The 20,935-nt window shown below is 30.0% G+C and carries 14 protein-coding genes; 12 read left to right on the top strand and 2 right to left on the bottom strand.

The window, feature by feature from the left end:
• The coding region (locus RWN11_RS02735; protein ID WP_314160266.1) for a phospho-sugar mutase at nt 1–1,472 on the top strand (1,472 nt) is incomplete at its 5' end.
• A gap of 40 nt (nt 1,473–1,512) precedes the next feature.
• Here the strand turns inward: RWN11_RS02735 and RWN11_RS02730 are convergent.
• Nucleotides 1,513–2,013, bottom strand: coding sequence for an acyl-CoA thioesterase (locus RWN11_RS02730; RefSeq protein WP_314160265.1), 501 nt, complete (start codon nt 2,011–2,013; stop codon nt 1,513–1,515).
• Nucleotides 2,014–2,230: 217 nt separating this feature from the next.
• Here RWN11_RS02730 and pepT point away from each other — a divergent pair, with 217 nt between their 5' ends.
• Both pepT and metG read left to right on the top strand, forming a co-directional pair.
• Complete coding sequence (gene pepT, locus RWN11_RS02725; RefSeq protein WP_314160264.1) at nt 2,231–3,457, top strand: peptidase T; 1,227 nt, start codon at nt 2,231–2,233, stop codon at nt 3,455–3,457.
• Nucleotides 3,458–3,719: 262 nt separating this feature from the next.
• Nucleotides 3,720–5,720, top strand: coding sequence for a methionine--tRNA ligase (gene metG / locus RWN11_RS02720; RefSeq protein ID WP_314160263.1), 2,001 nt, complete (start codon nt 3,720–3,722; stop codon nt 5,718–5,720).
• A gap of 258 nt (nt 5,721–5,978) precedes the next feature.
• On the opposite strand, the gene RWN11_RS02715 is transcribed toward metG, so the two are convergent.
• Entirely contained in the window at nt 5,979–8,003 is a 2,025-nt protein-coding gene (locus RWN11_RS02715; RefSeq protein WP_314160262.1) for a DUF5776 domain-containing protein, read from the bottom strand.
• Between the two features lie 180 nt (nt 8,004–8,183).
• Between RWN11_RS02715 and tpx the strand changes: the two genes are divergently transcribed.
• From tpx to RWN11_RS02670, 9 genes are all read left to right on the top strand, one after another.
• Nucleotides 8,184–8,681 carry a thiol peroxidase gene (gene tpx / locus RWN11_RS02710; protein ID WP_314160261.1) on the top strand — a complete coding sequence of 166 codons (498 nt, stop codon included), beginning with the start codon at nt 8,184–8,186 and terminating at the stop codon, nt 8,679–8,681.
• A gap of 11 nt (nt 8,682–8,692) precedes the next feature.
• Complete coding sequence (locus tag RWN11_RS02705; protein ID WP_314160260.1) at nt 8,693–9,313, top strand: MptD family putative ECF transporter S component; 621 nt, start codon at nt 8,693–8,695, stop codon at nt 9,311–9,313.
• A 1-nt stretch (nt 9,314) separates the two neighbouring features.
• Nucleotides 9,315–10,004, top strand: a complete 690-nt coding sequence (locus RWN11_RS02700; RefSeq protein WP_314160259.1) for an energy-coupling factor transporter transmembrane component T — start codon at nt 9,315–9,317, stop codon at nt 10,002–10,004.
• Between the two features lie 4 nt (nt 10,005–10,008).
• The gene (locus RWN11_RS02695) at nt 10,009–11,454 is read left to right on the top strand and encodes an ABC transporter ATP-binding protein (RefSeq protein WP_314160258.1); all 1,446 of its coding nucleotides are present in this window, start codon (nt 10,009–10,011) and stop codon (nt 11,452–11,454) included.
• Between the two features lie 242 nt (nt 11,455–11,696).
• Nucleotides 11,697–12,647, top strand: a complete 951-nt coding sequence (whiA, locus tag RWN11_RS02690; protein WP_314160257.1) for a DNA-binding protein WhiA — start codon at nt 11,697–11,699, stop codon at nt 12,645–12,647.
• A 17-nt stretch (nt 12,648–12,664) separates the two neighbouring features.
• Nucleotides 12,665–13,276 (top strand): NUDIX domain-containing protein, encoded by a 612-nt coding sequence (locus tag RWN11_RS02685; protein ID WP_314160256.1) that lies wholly within the window; start codon nt 12,665–12,667, stop codon nt 13,274–13,276.
• 343 nt (nt 13,277–13,619) lie between these two features.
• Nucleotides 13,620–14,828, top strand: a complete 1,209-nt coding sequence (gene gltS / locus RWN11_RS02680; protein ID WP_314160255.1) for a sodium/glutamate symporter — start codon at nt 13,620–13,622, stop codon at nt 14,826–14,828.
• A 286-nt stretch (nt 14,829–15,114) separates the two neighbouring features.
• A complete protein-coding gene (locus RWN11_RS02675; RefSeq protein ID WP_314160254.1) occupies nt 15,115–16,140 on the top strand; it encodes a YSIRK-type signal peptide-containing protein in 1,026 nt (341 codons plus the stop codon).
• 316 nt (nt 16,141–16,456) lie between these two features.
• Entirely contained in the window at nt 16,457–20,800 is a 4,344-nt protein-coding gene (locus tag RWN11_RS02670) for a pneumococcal-type histidine triad protein (protein WP_314160253.1), read from the top strand.
• Nucleotides 20,801–20,935 lie beyond the last annotated feature (135 nt).

Below are 20,935 nucleotides of genomic sequence, written 5' to 3'. Positions count from 1 at the left end.
AAAAAGGTATTGCTATTGCTCATGATCCACGTCTTTTCTCAAAAGAATTTGCTAAGTTAGCAGCTTTAGTAATGGCTAGTAATGGAGTTAAAGCATACTTATTCGAAGACTTACGTCCAACTCCAGAATTATCATTTGCAGTTCGTTACTTAGGAACAGCCAGTGGTATCAATATTACAGCAAGTCACAATCCAAAAGAATACAATGGATATAAAGTATATTGGCAAGAAGGATCTCAAATTAAATCTGATATAAGTGATAAAGTACTAGAATACATTAACTCAATGGATATTTTTGATAACTATGTTACTTTAACTGAAGAAGAAGCACAAGAAAAAGGATTATTAGTTTATATCGGACAAGAAATCGACGAAGAGTTCTATAGAGAATCTTTAAACTGTGCAATTAATGATGAAAATATTGATAAAGATATTTCCGTAGTATATACTCCACTTAATGGTGCTGGTTATAAAGCTGTTACTACAGTTCTTGCGCGTCGTGGATTTAAAAATGTTCATGTTGTTGAAGAGCAAAAGGATCCAGATGGAACTTTCCCAACAATTGAATATCCAAACCCAGAAGATACTGCAGCATTTGAATATGGTGAAAGATTAGCTAAAAAAGTTAATGCAGATGTAATTATTGCAACTGACCCTGACTGTGACCGTCTTGCTGTAGAAGTAATTCACAATGGAGAAGTAGTTTCTCTAAATGGTAACCAAGCAGGAGCAGTATTAGTTCAATATGTTATTGAAAATCTTGCAAAACAAAACAAATTGCCAGAAAACCCAGTGTTAGTTAAATCTATCGTAACATCTAAAATGGTAGAACCACTTTGTAAAGAATACGGAGTAGAAGTTATCGATGTTCTTACTGGATTTAAAAACATCTGTGCATTACCAAATGAATGGGATATTACAGGTGAGAAAAACTATGTAATGGGATATGAAGAAAGTATTGGATACAACGTTGGTACATTCCTACGTGATAAAGATGGTGTAACTATTGCTATGTTATTAGTAGAAGCTGCAGCATTCTACAAAACACAAGGTAAAACATTGGTAGATGTACTTGATGGTTTCTATGAAAAATATGGTTACTACCTAGATAAAACTATCTCAATTGTTTTAGAAGGAGCAGCAGGTGCTCAAAGAATTAAACGAATGATGGAAAAATATCGTGAAATCTTTGCTCGTGAAATTGCAGGAAGTGAAGTAGTAGCGATTACTGACTACTTAGTACAAAAAGAAAAAACTGTTGCTACAGGTGAAGAAAAAGCTATTGAAATTGAAAAAACTGATGCTGTTAAATTCAGTTATTCAGACGAATCATGGTATACATTACGTCCAAGTGGAACAGAACCAAAAGTAAAACTTTATATCTATGTTAAAGATGCAGATAAGAAAGTTGCAGAAGAAAAATTAGTTAAATTTGAAGAGAAAGTATTAGAATTACTTTATTCAATCGACTAACAAAATAAAAAAAGGAAGTGAGAATAATCTCACTTCTTTTTTACTTATTATAATATTTTAGATACTCTTTACAGAATTCACGAGCTGATAGTTTACCGCTTTGTCTGTCTGCATAAGAAGAGCTTACAAATTTTGAAATCTCATCTGTATATTCAACTTTTGGTAGAGGTTGCTCAAGAACTGTGTCTCTGCTTATTGCGAATGTTGAGAAACAAATACCAACTAGGCGAGTGTGTCTAGTTTCATGGTTGAATGCACTTAGTTCAGCAAAAATTTCAACACTTCTAGTACCCACTCTTGACACATAACTATCAATAATTAATGCCTCGTGTCTGTGGACAACATCTAAAAATTGATAAGTATCAATACTTGCAGTAAAGAAGGGTAGGTGTGTATATCTACGTATTACTAAACCTTGTACATCATCAAGCCAATATAGGGTTTGTCCACCGAATAATGTATCGTGTCTGTTCATATGGTTTGGATAGATAGTGTGGAAATTCTCAATTCTAGTATCTTTATAATTCATAACTTGTTGCATGAAAAAGTTCTCCTTGAAATTTATTTTACTAATATCTAATATGAAATTAGAATACATATGTAATTGTATCACAAATAGATAAATATATTAAGTATCATTTATTATTTTAAACAAAGTTATTTGAGAATGTTGTTTTTAAAAATATGAATTTTATAACCTTTACATTTTGATAAAAATTGTATTATAATAAAAGAAAATACAAATGAGGTGAAGAATAATGAAATATGAAACTATGTTAGAACGTTTCTTAGGATATGTTAATTTTAAAACTAGATCTGATGCCGCTAGTACGACTATTCCATCTACTCCAGAGCAAAAAGATTTCCTACGTATGTTAAAAGGACAATTAGAAGAATTGAATCTTAGTGACATAGAATTAAATGAAGGAAACTGGTTTTTAACTGCAACATTACCGGCTAATACTGATAAGCCATACGATAGAATTGGGTTTATTTCACATGTGGATACTGCAGATTTTAATGTTGAAGGTATTAATCCACAAGTTATTGAGAATTATGATGGTGAAGATATTATTTTAAATAAAGAATTAAATGTAGTAATGAGTAAAGCTGAGTTTCCTAATTTAAGTAACTATAAAGGTTTAACATTAATCACTACAGATGGTACAACTTTACTAGGTGCGGACGATAAAGCTGGAATTACTGAAATAGTAGAAGCAATTAAGTATTTAAGTGAACATCCTGAAATTGAACATGGTGATATTCGTATTGCATTTGGTCCTGATGAAGAAATAGGGCGTGGAGCAGATCACTTTGATGCTAAAGGTTTTGCAACAGATTATGCTTTTACTATGGATGGTGGAGTTCTTGGTGAATTAGAATATGAAAGCTTTAATGCTGCACAAATTACATATAAAATTACAGGTGTAAGTGTTCATCCAGGTACGGCAAAAGGTAAAATGAAAAATGCAAATACAATTGCTGCTGAATTAGCTTCACTGTTCCCAGAAAAAGAAGTTCCTGAACACACAGAAGGATATGAAGGATTCTATTTATTGCACAATATGCAAGCTAGAATTGAAGAAGCTGAGATGGTGTATATAATTCGTGATCACGATAAAGAAAAGTTTGAAGCGCGTAAGAAATTTGCAGAACAAGTAGCAGCGAAAATTAATGAAAAATATGGTAATGTTGTGGAATATGATTTGTTCGATCAATATTATAATATGGGAGATGTAATTAAAAAAGATAAACGCTGTGTTGATGTAGCAGAACAAGCTATAAAAAATGTAGGGGTAAAACCTATTATTATTCCAATTCGTGGTGGAACAGATGGTTCTAAAATTTCATATATGGGAATCCCGACGCCAAATATCTTCGTTGGGGGAGAAAATTTCCATGGACAATATGAATTTAGTTGTTTAGAACATATGGAAAAAGCAGCTGATACTATAGTGGAGATAGCAAAATTAGCAAAAAAATAGTGGTAATTATTCAATGACGTAAGAAGAAATTTACTAGATTTATAATTTAATTATAGTATTTTAAGAAAAATACTTAAATACAAGATACAGCTATTTATAATTCAAAGATAAGTTTTGAATTATAAACGAGCTGTATTTTTTATACAAAGAACTTTTAAATTTGAAAAAAATGATAAAAAATCATGCAATAGCCTCAAATATATGGTACAATAGTAATGTATATTAACTAAAAAATTGAAACGAAAGTGAGGATGGTTGTAAGATGACTAAAAAAACATTTTATGTTACAACTCCTATTTATTACCCAAGTGGTAACTTACACATAGGGCATGCGTATACAACAGTAGCGTGTGACGCTTTAACAAGATATAAAAAATTAAGTGGATATGATACATACTTTTTAACAGGCACAGATGAACATGGTCAAAAAATTCAACAAAAAGCTCAGGAAAAGGGTATTTCAGAACAAGCTTATGTTGATGAAATGATTAAAGATATAAAAAGATTATGGGAAGCAATGGATATTAACTATAGCAAGTTTATCCGTACAACAGATGACTATCATGAAAGAGCAGTTGCTGAAATTTTCGATAAATTAGTTGAAAAAGGGGATATCTATCTTGGAGAATATAAAGGTTGGTATTCTATTAGTGATGAAGAGTATTTCACAGAAACTCAACTTCAGGAAGTTTTCAGAGATGAAGAAGGAAACATGATTGGTGGTATTGCACCAAGTGGAAATGAAGTTAAATTAGTTAGTGAAGAATGTTACTTCTTTAAAATGAGTAAATATGCTGATAGATTAGTTAAATACTATGACGAGCACCCAGAATTCATTTTACCTGAAAGCAGAAAAAATGAAATGCTTAATAACTTCATTAAACCAGGATTAGAAGATTTAGCGGTTACTCGTACAACTTTCGACTGGGGAGTAAAAGTAAAATCAAATCCAAAACACGTTGTATATGTTTGGATTGATGCTTTAGTTAACTATATTACAGCGCTAGGGTATGCAACTGGTGAAAGTGAAGAACTATTTAACAAATACTGGCCAGCTGATGTTCAAGTAGTAGGTAAAGAAATCGTACGTTTCCACGTTATTTATTGGCCAATACTTCTTATGGCATTAGATTTACCATTACCTAAGAAAATCTTCGCTCACGGTTGGTTATTAATGAAAGACGGTAAAATGAGTAAATCTAAAGGTAACGTAGTAGATCCTTATATGTTAATAGAGCGTTACGGATTAGATTCTGCGCGTTATTACCTACTACGTGAAGTACCATTTGGACAAGACGGTATTTTCACACCTGAGAGTTTCATTGATAGAATCAATTCAGATCTATCAAATGACTTAGGAAACCTATTAAATAGAACTATTTCTATGATTAATAAATACTGTGGTGGAGTAATTCCAAAATTCGTTGAACCAACTACAGAGTTTGATAAAGAGTTAATAGCTTTATCAAAAGAAGTTATTGCTGAATATGAAGAGTACATGGAAAACATGCAGTTCTCTAAAGCGTTAGAATCAGTTTGGAAATTCATTTCTAGAACTAATAAATATATTGACCAAACTACTCCATGGATTTTAGCAAAAGACGAAGCAAATCAACCTGAATTAGATAAAGTAATGAACTACTTAGCTGAAAGTCTTCGTATAGCTACAATTTTAATAGCACCAGCTTTAACAAAAGCACCAGCAGAAATTGCTAAACAATTAGGAATTAGAGAAGACTTATTAGTGTTTGAGTCTGCTAAAACATTTGGAGTGTTTGATGGAACTGTAAAAGTTGTAGAAAAACCAACTCCAATCTTCCCAAGATTTGATAAGGAAGTAGAAGTAGAGTATATTAAAGAACAAATGTCACCTAAGGCACTTGAGAACTTAGAAACAGAATCTAAAGAAGAAAAAGAAGATACATATGTTGAACTTGCAGAAGAAATCACAATTGATAAATTTTTTGAAACTTCTTTAAGAGTAGCAGAAGTATTAGAATGCGAAAAAGTTAAGAAAAGTTCAAAATTATTGAAATTCAAACTTGATTTAGGAAATCACCAAAGACAAATAGTTTCTGGTATTGCTAAATACTATGATCCAGCAGAATTAGTAGGTAAAAAAGTAGCTGTAGTAGCTAACTTAAAACCAGTTAAACTATGTGGCGAATTAAGTGAAGGAATGATTTTATCAGCAGAAAAAGATGGTATCTTACGAGTAGTTGAAATTAATGCTGAAATTCCTAATGGAGCAGAGATTAGATAATATGAAAAGAGAATGTAGTGAAAACTATATTCTCTTTTTTGGGTTCTATAATAAATGGTTGTATACTAAATCCGGGGCATGGAAAAGAGGGGTGACTTGAAAATCATAATTTCAAAGAAATAAGATTTTATTGAGTCCCCCCTGTAGTGTTTTATTAGATATCTAGAAAGCTTTATAAAGCGAATTTAGCTATTGATACACATTGTGTTTATGAGTTTTCATATAAACTTTGTTAAATTGGGCTAGCCTCTTAAATTTTTATCTAGTAGTTCCTTGGTTGTTCTGAGAATTAGAACTATTTTTATTTTCGTTATCGATATTTTTTGACTTTGGAGCTTCTCTATTTACTTCTGTTACGCGAATAGGATTAACCGGCACAAATGATCCATCGGTTACAAAATAAATCAATCTATTATTAGATATTCCAATTCCATTAATGTTCAGCTGTGCTCCACTACCAAATGTTACACGAACTTTACTAGCTGATTCATCAGAATAAACATTTTGTGTAGCTAAGAATTTAATTGCTACTGGTCGAGAAATAAAGTCGTCAAGTTGATCGTTTTTAGAGTTCACTGATACGAATTTTCCATTTGCTGTGATATATTGTCCTTGTAAAGGTCCTGATGAAATATGATACATTAAGTATCCAGCAGGAGATACAATTTTGTTTACAGTTAGTTTAGTACCCGGTTCAATAACATCTCCTTGATCAGACCAACTAGCAGATTTGAAAGCGTGAATTTTTTTGTTTACTGTAACTTGACGATTCACATCAAATGAATAGGATGTGAAAGTACCCGCAAGTTTTGCAGTTATTTCTTCATCTTGCGCATCAGAGTCTATACGAGCAGCTTCCGCTTTTTCTTGTGCTTCTAATATTTTAGCTTTTTCTTCGGCTTCTTTTTGTTTTTTCATTTCTTCGGTAGTATCGACAGCTGTAGTATTTGTTTCGCCAAAACTTACATAGTGTTCTTTAGAAGAAGAAATGAATTTCAATGTAATAAGAAAACAAATAGATAATGCTATTGCTAGAATGAATGAGGTAGAAATTTTAACTTTAATATTTTTAGAGATTTTATTAATTTTATCATAGTTTTCTACATTTTTTCTGAAAATTTTTTTAGAAATAAATGCTTTAAGATAAAGTAGAGATACTATGAAAATATTTCGTACTTTGTTATCGATATATTTAATTCTAAATGCAGTTTCTTCTTCATTGACTACTTCTTTTTTTATATTATGTAGTTCTTTTTTTAAATCATCAAGTTTGTATTCTATCTCAAGATTTTTTTGAATTTTTTCAATGATTTTTTTCTCAGATATAATATCTTTTTGAGTAATTTGTTTTTGAGATACTAGGCTATTGAGTCTTTTTTCTTCTAAAATAATTTTTTCTTTATCATCTTTTCTATTTTTTAGAGTTGAGATAATTAATTTTTTTTCTTCGATTTTATCTTCTAATGAAATTAGGGTAGTTTCTAAAGAAAGAAGAGTGTTCTCATGTTCTCGCATTTCATTTTCTTTTTGTAAGAATTCTATTCTTTTCTTGTCTTCTAAGATTTGAAATTCTTTTTCTTTTCTTCTAAATGCTCTTTTTCTTTTTTCTGCCTGTTCTTTTTCGATACGCTGGCGTTCTAGTTCTTTTTCGCGAGCAATACGTTCTTTTTCAAGACGTTCTTTTTCACGTTTTTCAGCTTTTTCTTTTTCAATACGCTGACGTTCTAGTTCTTTCTCACGAGCAATGCGCTCTTTTTCAATACGCTCTCTTTCGCGTTGCTCAGCTTTTTCTTTTTCGATACGTTGACGTTCTAGTTCTTTTTCACGAGCAATGCGCTCTTTTTCAAGACGTTCTCTTTCACGTTTTTCAGCTTTTTCTCTTTCGATACGTTGGCGTTCTAGTTCTTTCTCACGAACAATGCGCTCTTTTTCAAGACGTTCTCTTTCAGCGCGTGCAATCTCATTTTTTTTTCGTTCTTCTTCTCTTTTTCGTTGTTGTTCTTCAAATTTCTTTTTTGCATTTTCTAGCTCGAGAGCGCGTTTTTTAAGTTCTTTTTCTTGTAATCTTACTTCTTTTTCTTTTTCACGAAGTTCTTTCTCCAGAGCTGATTCATCAAGATGACTTAGATTGTCAGCAAAAGAAGTTGTAGATTCATTATTTTTTAAATTAAAAGTTTTTACTTGTTTTTTTATACGACTAAAAAAAGATATAGGGCTATCTTTTTTTTCAATCGAATCTGCAGTCTCTTGTTCGACTACTTTTTCTTCTAGTTCTTTTGACATAAAAAAAATCCTTTCACACACTATTAATACTTATTATATCATAAATTTCATATATTATTGTATAAAAAATGCTTAAAATGAAAGTAAATTATATAAAAAACTTTTATCTATAATTGAAATATGTTATCATTAGGTGTAGATAGTTTTATCAATAAATTATAAATTAAAGAGGTATAAATTATGAAGAAAACAATAAGCTTTAAGGGCACACCAGTAACAATTGAAGATAAATTAAATGTTGGAGATGTTTTTCCTAACTTCAGAGCTGTAACTAAGACTCTATCAGAATTTGAGTTATCAGATTATAAAGGGAAAAATGTAATTATCAATACATTCCCATCTATTGATACAGGAGTATGTGCTTTACAAACAATTAATTTTAATAGGGAAGTACGCGACTTAGTAGATACTGTAGTAATAACAGTTTCAAAAGATTTACCTTTTGCACTAGGAAGATTCTGCGCCGATAAAGAAATTAATAATGCAATTACTGTTTCTGACTATAAGTATCGTGATTTCGAAAATAATAATGGTCTTTTAGTTGAAGAATTAGGGTTATTAACTCGTGCTGTATTTGTACTTGATAAAGAAGGTGTTATCCGCTATAAAGAAGTACTAGAAGAAATTGGTGAAGAGCCAAATTATAAAGTTGCTTTAGATGAACTTAAGAAAATATAGTGGGGTAATCGATGACAGAATTAAAATATATAAATAAAGAAGATAATAAGAATTTACAAATTAAAGATCTAATTACATTAGGTCTCTATACAATATTATTAATTCTTGTAATGGCGGTAGGTATTGGAATTTCTACACTATTGACATCAGTTATATTTGGAGGTAAAGTTTATTTCGCAACATATACATCTATTACTGCAGCGCTAGTTTGTGGTAGTGTATATAGTTTAATTTTCAATAAAATCAATAAAAACATGGCAATATTTATAATGATCGCAATTATCGGAATTTTTATGACGGTTTCTGGACACTCTGTAGTTGGAGGTGTTGCACTTATTATAGCGGCAGTTTTAGCAGAAATTGCTTTTAGATATGGGAATGAATATTTATCATACTTATTCTTTAATCTAGGAAATATTGGTATTATTCTACCGATGTTCTTTATGAAAGATTCATATGTAAAACATCTTCAAAATAGAAATTATTCAGATGAAAAGATAAATCTAGTAATGAGTAGTACAGATATGAAGACATTTATTTTTATAGTTATCTTTACTATAATATTCTCAATAATTGGAACATATCTAGGAAGAAAATTATACTTTAAGAATTTCAATAAAGCAGGACTATAGAATGTTAAGGTTAGATATTAGAACTAAGATTTTTATATTAGTAATTGCTAATATACTAATGTTTAAAATGATGACAGTACCTGTTCACCTTATAGTAGCACTATGCTTTTCAATATACTTAGGAATTAGTTCTAACTTTAAGAGAATGAGTAGATTTTTTGGTATATATCTTTTCTTTACTGCATATGAAGTATTTTTTGCACATACGGTTACTCTTCAAGTAATTGACAGTTTCTTATTACTTACAGCATTAATGTTTAAAACATTGTATTTCCCATTATGTGCAGGTATGGCTTTAGTAAGTAGTTCAAAAGTTTCGGAACTAATCTGCTTTTTGAGAAGCATAAAGTTACCAAAGAAAATGATTATAGTACTAGCAGTACTATATAGATTTTTCCCGGTTTTACTTACAGATTATAAGTTAATAAAGAATTCATTACGAATGAAGGGAATTGGAGTAAGTAGAGGTTACTACTTACTTCATCCAATTAAATTCTTTGAATATGTATTTGTTCCTTATGTAATTATAAGTACCAATATAGCAAATGAGCTGTCGGTGTCTTGTTTATGCAGAGGGATAGATAACGAAGAGAAACCAAGTAGTTATATTGAATTAAAGTTTAATAAGAGTGATTATCTAACTATGGTTATTGTAGCAAGTGCTTTTTGTTATATTATGTATATGAGGTGATAAATTGATAACATTTAAAAATTTTAATTATAAATATATTGAATCGAAAAAATTAAATATTGAAGATTTATCACTAGATATAAAAAAAGGTGAATGTATTCTCTTTACTGGTGCTAGTGGTTGTGGAAAAACTTCTATTTTACGAGTTTTAAATGGATTAGCTCCAGAATTTTTTGATGGTGGATATAGTGGTGAATTTAAAGTCGCCCATCTAAATATTGGAGATAGATTAAAAGAATTTTCAAAGGTTGTGGGAAGTGTTTTTCAAAACCCTAAAAACCAGTTTTTTAATCTAGATTCTACGAGTGAACTTGCCTTTAGTATGGAAAATTATGGTTATTCTAAATCAGAGATACAAAGTAGAATTGATGAAGTGATATCAGAATTTTCTGCGGAATATCTGTTGGAAAGAAATGTCTTAGAACTAAGTGGTGGAGAAAAACAAAAACTAGCTTTTATGGCTAGTATGATGTTAGACGCGGATGTTTATGTTCTAGATGAGATAACTAGTAATCTAGATTTGAAGGCAATACAGCTTATTTCATCAATAATTGAAACATTGAAGAAAAAAGGTAAAACTATAGTTGTTGCTGAACATAGAATATATTATCTAAAAGATTTAATTGACAGAATGTATATTATTAAAGACGGTAAATTAATTCATGAAGTTACTAAAGAACAGCTATCAGATTTTGACAGCAAATCTTGTCACACAAGACAGATTGATTTATCTAAAGTAGAGCTGGGCAATAAAGGGAATAGAAATTTTAAAGAAGATTTTTTAAATATCGAAAGACTTGAATATAAAGTTTACGATAGGAAAGTTGAACTCCAAAGTGAAAGTTTCTCAGCTTCAAAAATCTATACTATTATAGGTGATAATGGTTGTGGGAAAACAACTTTTGCTAATGCTTTATGCGGCCTACATAAATCAAAACATAAAGTTAAATTAGATGAAAAATATCTAAATAATAAGGATTTAGTGAAAAATGCCTTCCAAGTAATGCAAGATGTTAACTATCAATTATTTACTAATCAGGTTGAAAAAGAAATTAAATTAGGTAGCGATAATTTATCGTTATTTGATGAAGTTGTAGATAGATTAAACATTAGAAAATTTTTAGATAGACATCCGAATACTTTATCTGGTGGAGAAAAGCAAAGAGTCGCTATTGCTTCTGCGCTTTTATCAAATAAAAAAGTATTAATCTTTGACGAACCAACTAGCGGTTTAGATTATGTTAATATGATTGAACTAAGTCGCTTGATTGAAGAAATTGCCAAGAATGATGTTGTGATATTTATAATTACACATGATTATGAATTTTTATGTCAGATTTCAGATGAAGTTCTTTATTTTGACAAAGAAGGCATAAAAGAGCGTATCGATGTTAATGAAGAAAATAAAAATAGAATATTAGGATTAATGGGAGTGACTCAAAAGTCCTAAATTTTTAAAAAGTGTATATTATAGCTCATAGACGCAGTGGTTTATTGATATCTAAATACGCTTTATAAATGCTTTTTAGATATCTAATAAACTATACGGGGGCGACTCGACAAAATCTTGTTTCTTAAGAAATCACGATTTTTGAGTCGCTCCCATTTCTTAACTCAAATGAGTTGTTAAATTGAAGGTATCGTGATAAAATATATAAGTTACAAAAAATAATTAGGATAAGGAGGGAACTTATGTCATACGCTTCAGATATGAAGAAAGAATTAACTTTAATAGAAATAACAAAAGATAGAGAATTTTTATCAGAGTTATCAGCCTTAATAAAGATGAATGGTGTATTAAATATATCAAACGGTAGATTAAGTTTAAGTTTTCAAACAGAAAATGCGTCTATAGCAAGAAGAATGTTTTCATTAATAAAGTTTTTCTATGATGTTCACGTGAATATATCTGTTAGAAAAAAATTGAAGTTGAAGAAAAATAATGTATATATTTGTCGTTTAGATCAACATGTAAAAGAGATACTAACTGATTTGTATATATTAAATGATAACTATACAATGAGAATTGATATAGCAAAAGAATTAATAGATACTGATGAGAAGAAGAGAGCTTATCTACGTGGCGCATTTTTAGCAGGAGGATCTATTAATAACCCTCGTACTTCTAGTTATCATATGGAAATTTTCTCTTCTTACGAAGAACATAATAAGGAATTAAATGAGCTCTTAAATAGTTATAAATTGAATGCTAGAAGCCTTGAAAGAAAAAAAGGTTTTATAGTTTATATTAAAGAATCTGAAAAAATAGCAGAGTTTATTAATCTTGTTGGAGCTTTTCAAGCACTATTCCAATTTGAAGATGAAAGAATTGTAAGAGATATAAATAATTCAGTAAATAGAATGCAAAACTGCGATATGGCTAATATGAATAAAACCGTTAATGCTTCAGCAAAACAGGTTGAGGACATCAATATAATTGAGGAAAGAATTGGATTAGATAATATTGATGAGAAACTTAGAGTTGTTGCTGAGGCTAGACTTAAATATCCAGAATATCCTTTAAAAGAAATAGCAGAAATGATTGAGGATGGGAAATTATCTAAGTCAGGCTTAAATCATAGATTTAGAAAAATTGCTAAAATAGCTAAGGAATTAAAAGAAGGTACGTATCAAGCAAAATAATAAAGTGAGGAATAATAATGAGCAAGTGGGATGAACAAATATTAGTAGTTAATAGAAAAGAATTATTTAATAATGAAGAAAATCATTTCTATGGATTTATAGAAAAAAATGATGAAAAAACCGAGAAAATCATTTCTACATTTGAATCATACGAAGTTAAACGTCGTGGTGATATGGAAGAAGATCCAAACTATAAGCAATTGATTGGTTATGTTTTACTAAAAGATATAACTACAGGTGAAGTACTAGTTTATAAACGTCTAGTAGGTGGAGGAGAAGCTAGACTTCATGGGAAAGCATCTGTTGGTATTGGTGGTCATATGAATGAAGTTGAAGGAAAAACAATTTTTGAAATGTTAAAAATTAATGCCGCACGTGAATTAAATGAGGAAGTTGGAGTTCCAGAAGAAGATGCTTTAAATAACCTACATTTTATTGGGTTAATAAATGATGATAAAACTGAAGTTGGTCAAGTGCATATAGGAGTTGTTTATGAATGTAAAGTTGATAAACAACTTGTAGAAGTTAAGGAAGACGATACTCTTGTTATTAAATGGATGACAGGAGAAGAAGCCAAAGCAGAAGAAAATTATGAGACTTGGTCAGAATTTTTAAAACCAATATTTTAATAAATAAAGGGGCTAATCCAAAAGTCCTAAATTTTAACAAGGTTTATATGAAAACTCATAGATGCAGTGGTTTATTGATATCTAAATTCGCTTTTTAAAAGCCTTTTAGATATCTAATAAACTTTACGGGGGTGACTCGATAAAATCGATTTCTTTGAAATTACGATTTTTGAGGCACTCTTTTTTTGTTTGTAATAAAATCTGACGTATAATTGAAGAATAGTGCTAAAAAGTGTAATATATGGATAAGGAATTAAAATGAAAAAAATTTATAGATTATAAATTTATAAATTTAAAAAAGTTGATGTAAGAAAATATAACATTTAAAAGGAAGGATGATAGTATGTTAAATATTAAAATGGATATGATACAAACAGTAGGACTTGCTGTTGTTATTTTGATAATAGGTAGATTTTTACGAAAGAAAGTTAAATTTTTTGAAACGTATTGTATACCTTCACCGGTTATAGGAGGATTTTTATTTGCGATTATTAATTTGTGCCTACGACAAACTAATTTGATAATATTTGAATTCGACAATACACTTCAAAGCTTCTTTATGACATTGTTCTTCACAAGTATCGGGTTTAATGCAAGCTGGAAATTGTTAAAAGTAGGTGGAAGAAAAGTTATTATGTTTTTAATTGTTTCAATAATATTAGTAGTGCTACAAAATATTTTAGCCGTAGGGATTGGATATGCAACAGGGATTGATCCACTAATTGCATTATTAACAGGTTCAACGGCAATGACAGGAGGGCACGGAACAGCGGCGGCAATGGCACCTATTGTAGAAGAGTTAGGTCACACTGGAGCTAAGAGCGTAGCGATTGCGGCGGCTACATTTGGACTAATTGCTGGTTCAAGTTTAGGAGGACCGCTTGCGAACAGATTGATAAAAGGGAAAAAATTAGAAGTAGTAGCTGAAGAAGTTGATAATGAACAAGTTAGAAATGATGAGTTTTTATTTAATAATGATGTAAAAAAACTAGATGGTGAAAGTTTTGCTAAGGCATTTTTCATGATATTATTAGCGATGTTTATAGGAAGTTATGTATCAACATTTTTAAATCAATTTTTGAAATTTCCTAGTTATATAGGGCCTATGATAGTAGCAGCAATACTAAGAAATATATCAGACCATACAACTAAATTTGATTTACACTATGAAGAAGTACATATTCTAGAAGATGTTTCGTTGAACTTATTCCTTGGAATGGCAATGATTAGTTTAAAATTATGGGAATTAAGCAGTGTGGCAGGTCAACTAGCAGTATTATTACTTGCACAAGCGATTTTAGCATGGGTATTTATTTACTTTGTAACATTTAGATTTATGGGTAGAAATTATGATGCAGCAGTATTATCTGCAGGACATGCAGGTTTTGGACTTGGGGCAACACCTAATGGAATAGCCAACATGCAGAGCGTTTGTGATAAATATAAACATTCTCATATAGCATTCTTTGTAATGCCTATAGTAGGGGCACTATTTATAGACTTCTTTAATGTAGCAATAATAAGTGGATTCTTCTCGTTTTTGTCTAGATAGAAGAAAATTTGGCTTGATTAAGTGTCTTAATCAAGCCATTTTTTGAAATTGCTTGATGAATGTTTTGATGTGTAATATAATAGTAGATGTTGACTCAAAAGTCTTAGAACTTAAAAAGTTCATATGAGAACTCAAAGACGAAGTGGTTTATTGATAGCTAAGTTTGCTTTATAAAAGCTTTTTAGATATCTAATAAACTTTGCAGGGGTGACTCGAGAAAATCGATTTCTTCGAAATCACGATTTTAGAGTCACTCCCAGAGATCATTTGAGATAAGGAGAAAGCAGTGAAGAATAAAACATATTTTATAAGAAGAGTTTCTGTTGGTATTGCAAGTATTATTATCGGTTTAAGTGTTTGGGAAATTGGCACGGTAAACGCTGCAATAAATTCTAATATATCAACGAGTAGTAAAGTTATTATTGATGAAGATGGAGTTAGACCAATTGCTGAACCAAATCCGTCGGAGAATGTAAAAGAAGAATTGAAAAAAAAAACACCTATAAAATCAGAGGAGAAACCAGCGTTAAAACCAATAGAAAAGCCATCGAAAAAACCAACAAAAAAAACTGAAGAAAAGCCGTTGGAAGAATCATCGGAAAAATCAACTGAAAAGCCGATAGAGCAACTACCTGTTAAATCACTAGAAAAGGCAACAGAAAAACCAACTACTAATTTTTTAGAAACAAAATCTAAAGTGGAAATTAAAAACGATGTATTAGTAGGGAATTTATCTGGACGTGAAATTAAGGTTTCTTTTAAAAAAGGTAGTATCTCTGCTGAAAAATTGTATGTAGAACCGTTAAATGATAATGATTTAAACCAGACTATTAAGAATAAACTAGGTAGTGATTATAATATTATAGAGACTTTTGAGATTCATTTTGAAAAAGATGATAAAAAAGTGGACAGTAGTGTAGAACGTACAGTTACCGTTGCTGTTGTGAAAAAAGATAATACCGAATTAGAAGTTTATCATATAGCTGATGAAGATACTCTTGAGAAAGTAAATAGTAGCTATAGTACTGGTGAGTTGAGATTTAATATAAAGCATTTCAGTAAGTTTACTATAGTAGAACGTATAAAAATAGGTAGCAAGGATTTAGAAGAAAGAACAAAAATTGTAATTCTAGAAAAAATAGAAAATAAAGAAAAAGAAAATAATGAGTTACCCGAAACAAAGAGTATTAAAGATGAAAAAAAATTGAAAATACTTCCTAATACGGGTATATCTGTAAATTCATTTATTTCTACAGGATTTATTTTATTAACTGTAGCTAGTATTATACGAAAAAAGAAAAATTATATATAACCAATTAAATATAAAAAAACATATGGATATCATACTGGATTATGCAGTTGGTATCCATTTTTTGTATTTTAAGGTTCAAATTATAAGTCTAAGTATTATAAATAAGATTTTAGTGTGTTGGTGATAAACATAATTTTCTAAATGGCCTTAATTATTAAAGTTTATTAAATCAAAGTTTTATTTTATAAATAATAAAAAAATATAAAAATATTAAATTCAAAAACAGTAAATCGTAAAGATAACTATTTACAAAGAAAGATAATCGTGTTATAATAAATCGAAATTATTTCGAATTATATAATTAAGGAGAAAATACATGAACAAGAAAAAAATGATAATTACTGGTGCCTGCGGTTCATTAGTAATCGGATTATCTGCATTCGCAGGATACGAATACGGAAAACACCAAGCATATGAATCTGCACCACTAGTGCAAAATACAGCACAAGCAAAAAAAATTAATTACTCGGACAAAGTTAGCTCAGTAGTAGTAAGTGAAATTACGGAAGATGGTTATGTTACACTTCATGGCGATCATAGCCATTATGAAAAAGGATTAGTACCTTACAACGCTAAAATTCTTGATTCATTAGTTTATAAAAATAAAGACTATAAACTAAAAAATGAAGATATTCAGTATGAACTTGCTGAAGGTTATGTTATAAAAGTAAATGGTAAATATTACTACTATCCAAAAGAAGGAACAACTCAAAATAACGTTGTAGATGAAAAAACTGCGAAAGAAATTTCTGCATACGCACATCACCATCATCACCATGGTGAATCTAGTGAATCTAAAGGAAATGGAGATAACTACACATTTAATCCGAAAGATATCGTAAGTGAAACTCAAGATGGTTATGTAGTTCGCCATGGAGATCACTTCCACTATATTAAGAAGAGTGAATTATCAAGCACACAATTATCACAAGTAAAAGAAGCTGGAGTTAATCCTTCTTTAGCATCATCAACAGCGGGAGTAACAACTCCAACGAGTGATGGCTATATCTTTAAAGGTGAAAGTGATATTATAGGAAGAAACAGTTTTGGCTTTATAGTTCAACACGGTAGTCATCAACATATAATTCCATATTCACAATTAAGAGGAACACAATGGGAATATTTATTAAATGATCAAGGAACTACAACTAATAACACTAATACAACAGTAGTAAACACTCCGAAAACTAATATAGTAAATGACAATCATCATGACCATCATGAAAATATATCAAACGATGAGCATAATGAACATTCACATAATGAACATTCATCAGAACATGGAGATGATTATAAATTTGATCCAAAAGATATAGTAAGCGAAGATGAAAATGGATATACAGTACGCCATGGAGATCATTTCCACTATATTCCAAAGAATAAAGTAGAAAAACCTGTCGAAACTGCTAAACCAACGCCAGCTATCCCTACTCCTACTGTTCCTAAAGCAAGTAAAGTAGAGAAACCAGCTGAAACTGCTAAACCAGCTCCAGTTATCCCTACTCCTGCACTTCCTAAAGTAAATAAAGCAGAAAAACCTGCCGAAACTGTTAAACCAGTTCCGGTTGTTCCGGTTCCAGTTTTACCTGAAGTGAAAAATGAAGAGAAACCAAAAGTAGAAGAAATAGTTGTAAGACCTAGCATTTTATCATTTGCTGGAGTTCAATTTGAGACTAGTGATGGGTTTAAACTGTCTGATGATAGCATTACAACACCAACTTTAACAGGGCTTTTAGTAGTTCATAGTGGGCATCAACATTTTATATTCTATAAACAATTAGTGAATTCTAAATTTGAAAAATTAATTCCCCATCAATATCTAAATAAAGCCAAAGAAGAGTATGTTGAGTTAGAGAAAGAAGTTAATGATAAGATTAATTATCTTTCTAAAAAGAATAATATAGATAAAGATAAATTTAGTTATGTTATTACTTCAAATGGGGATGCAATTTCATACAATGGAAAAATGGAGTTGTTAAAAGATATAAATATCAAAGAAGATGCGGAGACAAATAATTCGAATACACTAGGCACTGAGGAAAATAATTCTACAAGTAATAATTCTGCAACTACTAACACAGAGACACCTAATAATTCAGTAGAAGGGAAAAATGAAACTTCTTCAGAAGAAAAAGAAATTGAAGAAAAAACTGATTATGTTGCTAAACAATTAAATATAGATAAAAGTGCTATAAAATTAATTGAAACAGCAGAAGGTAAGGCGGTGATATATCCACATGGAGATCATAGCCATACTATATTGCTTAAAGCTATAGATACATCAAAACCTTTGGCAGATCCACATAGTAATTCGGGAGCTGAGACGTTGAAAAAATTAGGATTTGATGATGACATTATCCATGATATTCAACATGCATCAGCTGACACTGATTTTCCTGCACAAGAGACAAATGTAGAGAAAATGAAAGAGTGGTTGAAAACTGTTAAGTATCTAAACATAGGTCAAAACAAAGAGCCACTCAAAAGGAATGGATTGGACCTTATGCCAAATATTGAAGTTCTAGGTATTGGATATACTTCTATCGATGATATTACACCTGTCTATAAATTCAAGAAATTGAAACAATTATATGTATCAAGAACTGGTATTAAGGATTACTCATTTATAAAAAATATACCAACATTAGAAGGGATTGATTTTTCTGAAAATGATATACAAGATATCTCATTCTTAAAAGATTATCCAAATTTAAAATTAGTATCTGCTGCAGGAAATAATATTGAAAATATTGATGTACTAAAAAATCTTACTAACTTAGAGTCGTTGAATTTAGACAATAACAAGATTAAAGATATCTCAGCTCTAAAAGATTTAAATCACTTAAGAGCAGTTAGTCTTGAAAATAATAATATTACAAAATTAGATGCATTGAGCAGTAAAAATGAATTAGAACGCTTATTCTTATCTAATAATAGTGGCTTAGAATTAGCAACTCTTAAAAATAATAGTTTAGAGCAACTGACGGTAAATAATAGTAATATTAGAGATTTAAGTGTTGTTTCTAACTTGCCTAAGTTGAAAAAAATAGTAGCAAATGATAATAAAATAACAACATTATCTCACTTGAAAAATGCTAAAGTTTTAGAAAGTGTAGAAGTTAATAATAATAAAATTGATGGTTTGGATTTTGAGAACAGTACAATTACAAGTCTAGAAATTAAAAACAATAAATTAGAAGAAATTAATAGCATTAATAAACTATCTGCACTTGAGAATTTAGATGTTAGTGGCAATAAAATTAGTGAGTTCCCATCTAATAAACAAGATAAATTAATTAATCTAATAGTTAAAAACAATATTATTAGATCAATGGAAAATGTAAATAATCTTACGTCGTTAAAATACTTAACAATGTCAAATAACTATGTATCTACATTAACATTGAAAGAAAAAAATAAAACTTTAGAATACCTAGATATAAGTCATAATACTGTTCCAAAAGAAGAGTTAGAAATTCCAAGTGATGGAAATATTCCAAAAGGAATAATGAGTAATTTTGAGAAGGTTGAAGGTGGAGATATAAAAGAAAATTATGTGCTATCTGCTGGTTATATTACAGAACAGGCAGAAAAATTACAAGAAGAGATATTAAAACTTAAAGAAGAGAAAAAATTAGCTCCAGAAGTTGCTGACGAATTAAAACAAAAAGCTCGTATTATTTATCTAGATATGTCCTATAGTGTAGATCAAAGCAGAAATAAACAAATTGATTTAGAAAAACAATTGAGTGAAATAAGAAAACAAGTTAAAGATAATTTAGTAACACCAACTACTGAGGTAGCTAATAAAGAAAATTCAGTTACCGAGTCATCTAATACAGAAACTGAGCATGCTTCGGAAGTACATAATCATAATAAAGCAGAGCACGATTCAGAAACGTATAATCATAATGAAGCTGAAGAACATGATTTTGTATTCGATGCGAATAATATAGTTAGTGAAGAAGGGGATGGCTATATTGTAAAACATGGTGATCATAATCACTTTGTTAAAAAATCTGATTTATCAGCTAAACAACTAGAAGAAGCAAAAGAATTTTTAGCTAAGAAAGGTACAGCAACAACAACCGAAGATAAAGCAACTATAGATAGTAAGAAAAATTATATTGCATTATTTTACGGAATAAATGTAAGCGATATTACAGTTGATAATAACACATTAGTATTTAACTATAACGGAGTAGTTAAACGTATTGCACTTAGTGACATAACTGTTCCAGTGATGAGCGCAGATTTAGAAGGAGATTTTGAAAAAGAAATAACAGCATTGGCAAGCAGTATGAATACGACAGTTGAACATATTCAGGTGCAAGATGGACAAATGATAGTAAATCATGGTGATCATAATCACTACTATTCAATTAAGAGTCCAGGATGGAGACTATATAATCAAAACAAAATACCTTATATAGAGATTCCAAAAGTAAATGGGAATATTGATGAAGCTGTAGTTAATAGTAGATTAACAGAATTAGAAAATAAAGCCCAGACTGTACTCGCTAATAATCCGGCGAAATTAAGAAAAGTACTGAATTGGTTAAATAACTTTAGGGATGTTAGTTTAGCATGGCATGTCACAGCAACAGACGGATATTTACAAGCATTAGACAAGTTTGAAAAAACCCAAATTAATGCATAACTTTATATTATAAAAATAAAAGATAGTGGAGTGGAAAAAGGTAATCCAAAGCCACTATCTTTTTATAAAGGATTTTTATCTGGAAAGGGTTGGGAAAAAGACTCAAGGAGTTTATGTAAACTCTTTGAGTCTTTC

This window comes from uncultured Gemella sp. (assembly GCF_963519265.1).
Classification (GTDB): domain Bacteria; phylum Bacillota; class Bacilli; order Staphylococcales; family Gemellaceae; genus Gemella.
The sequence above is the reverse complement of the archived record's forward strand: the minus strand, read 5'-3'. Positions and strand labels throughout refer to the sequence as shown.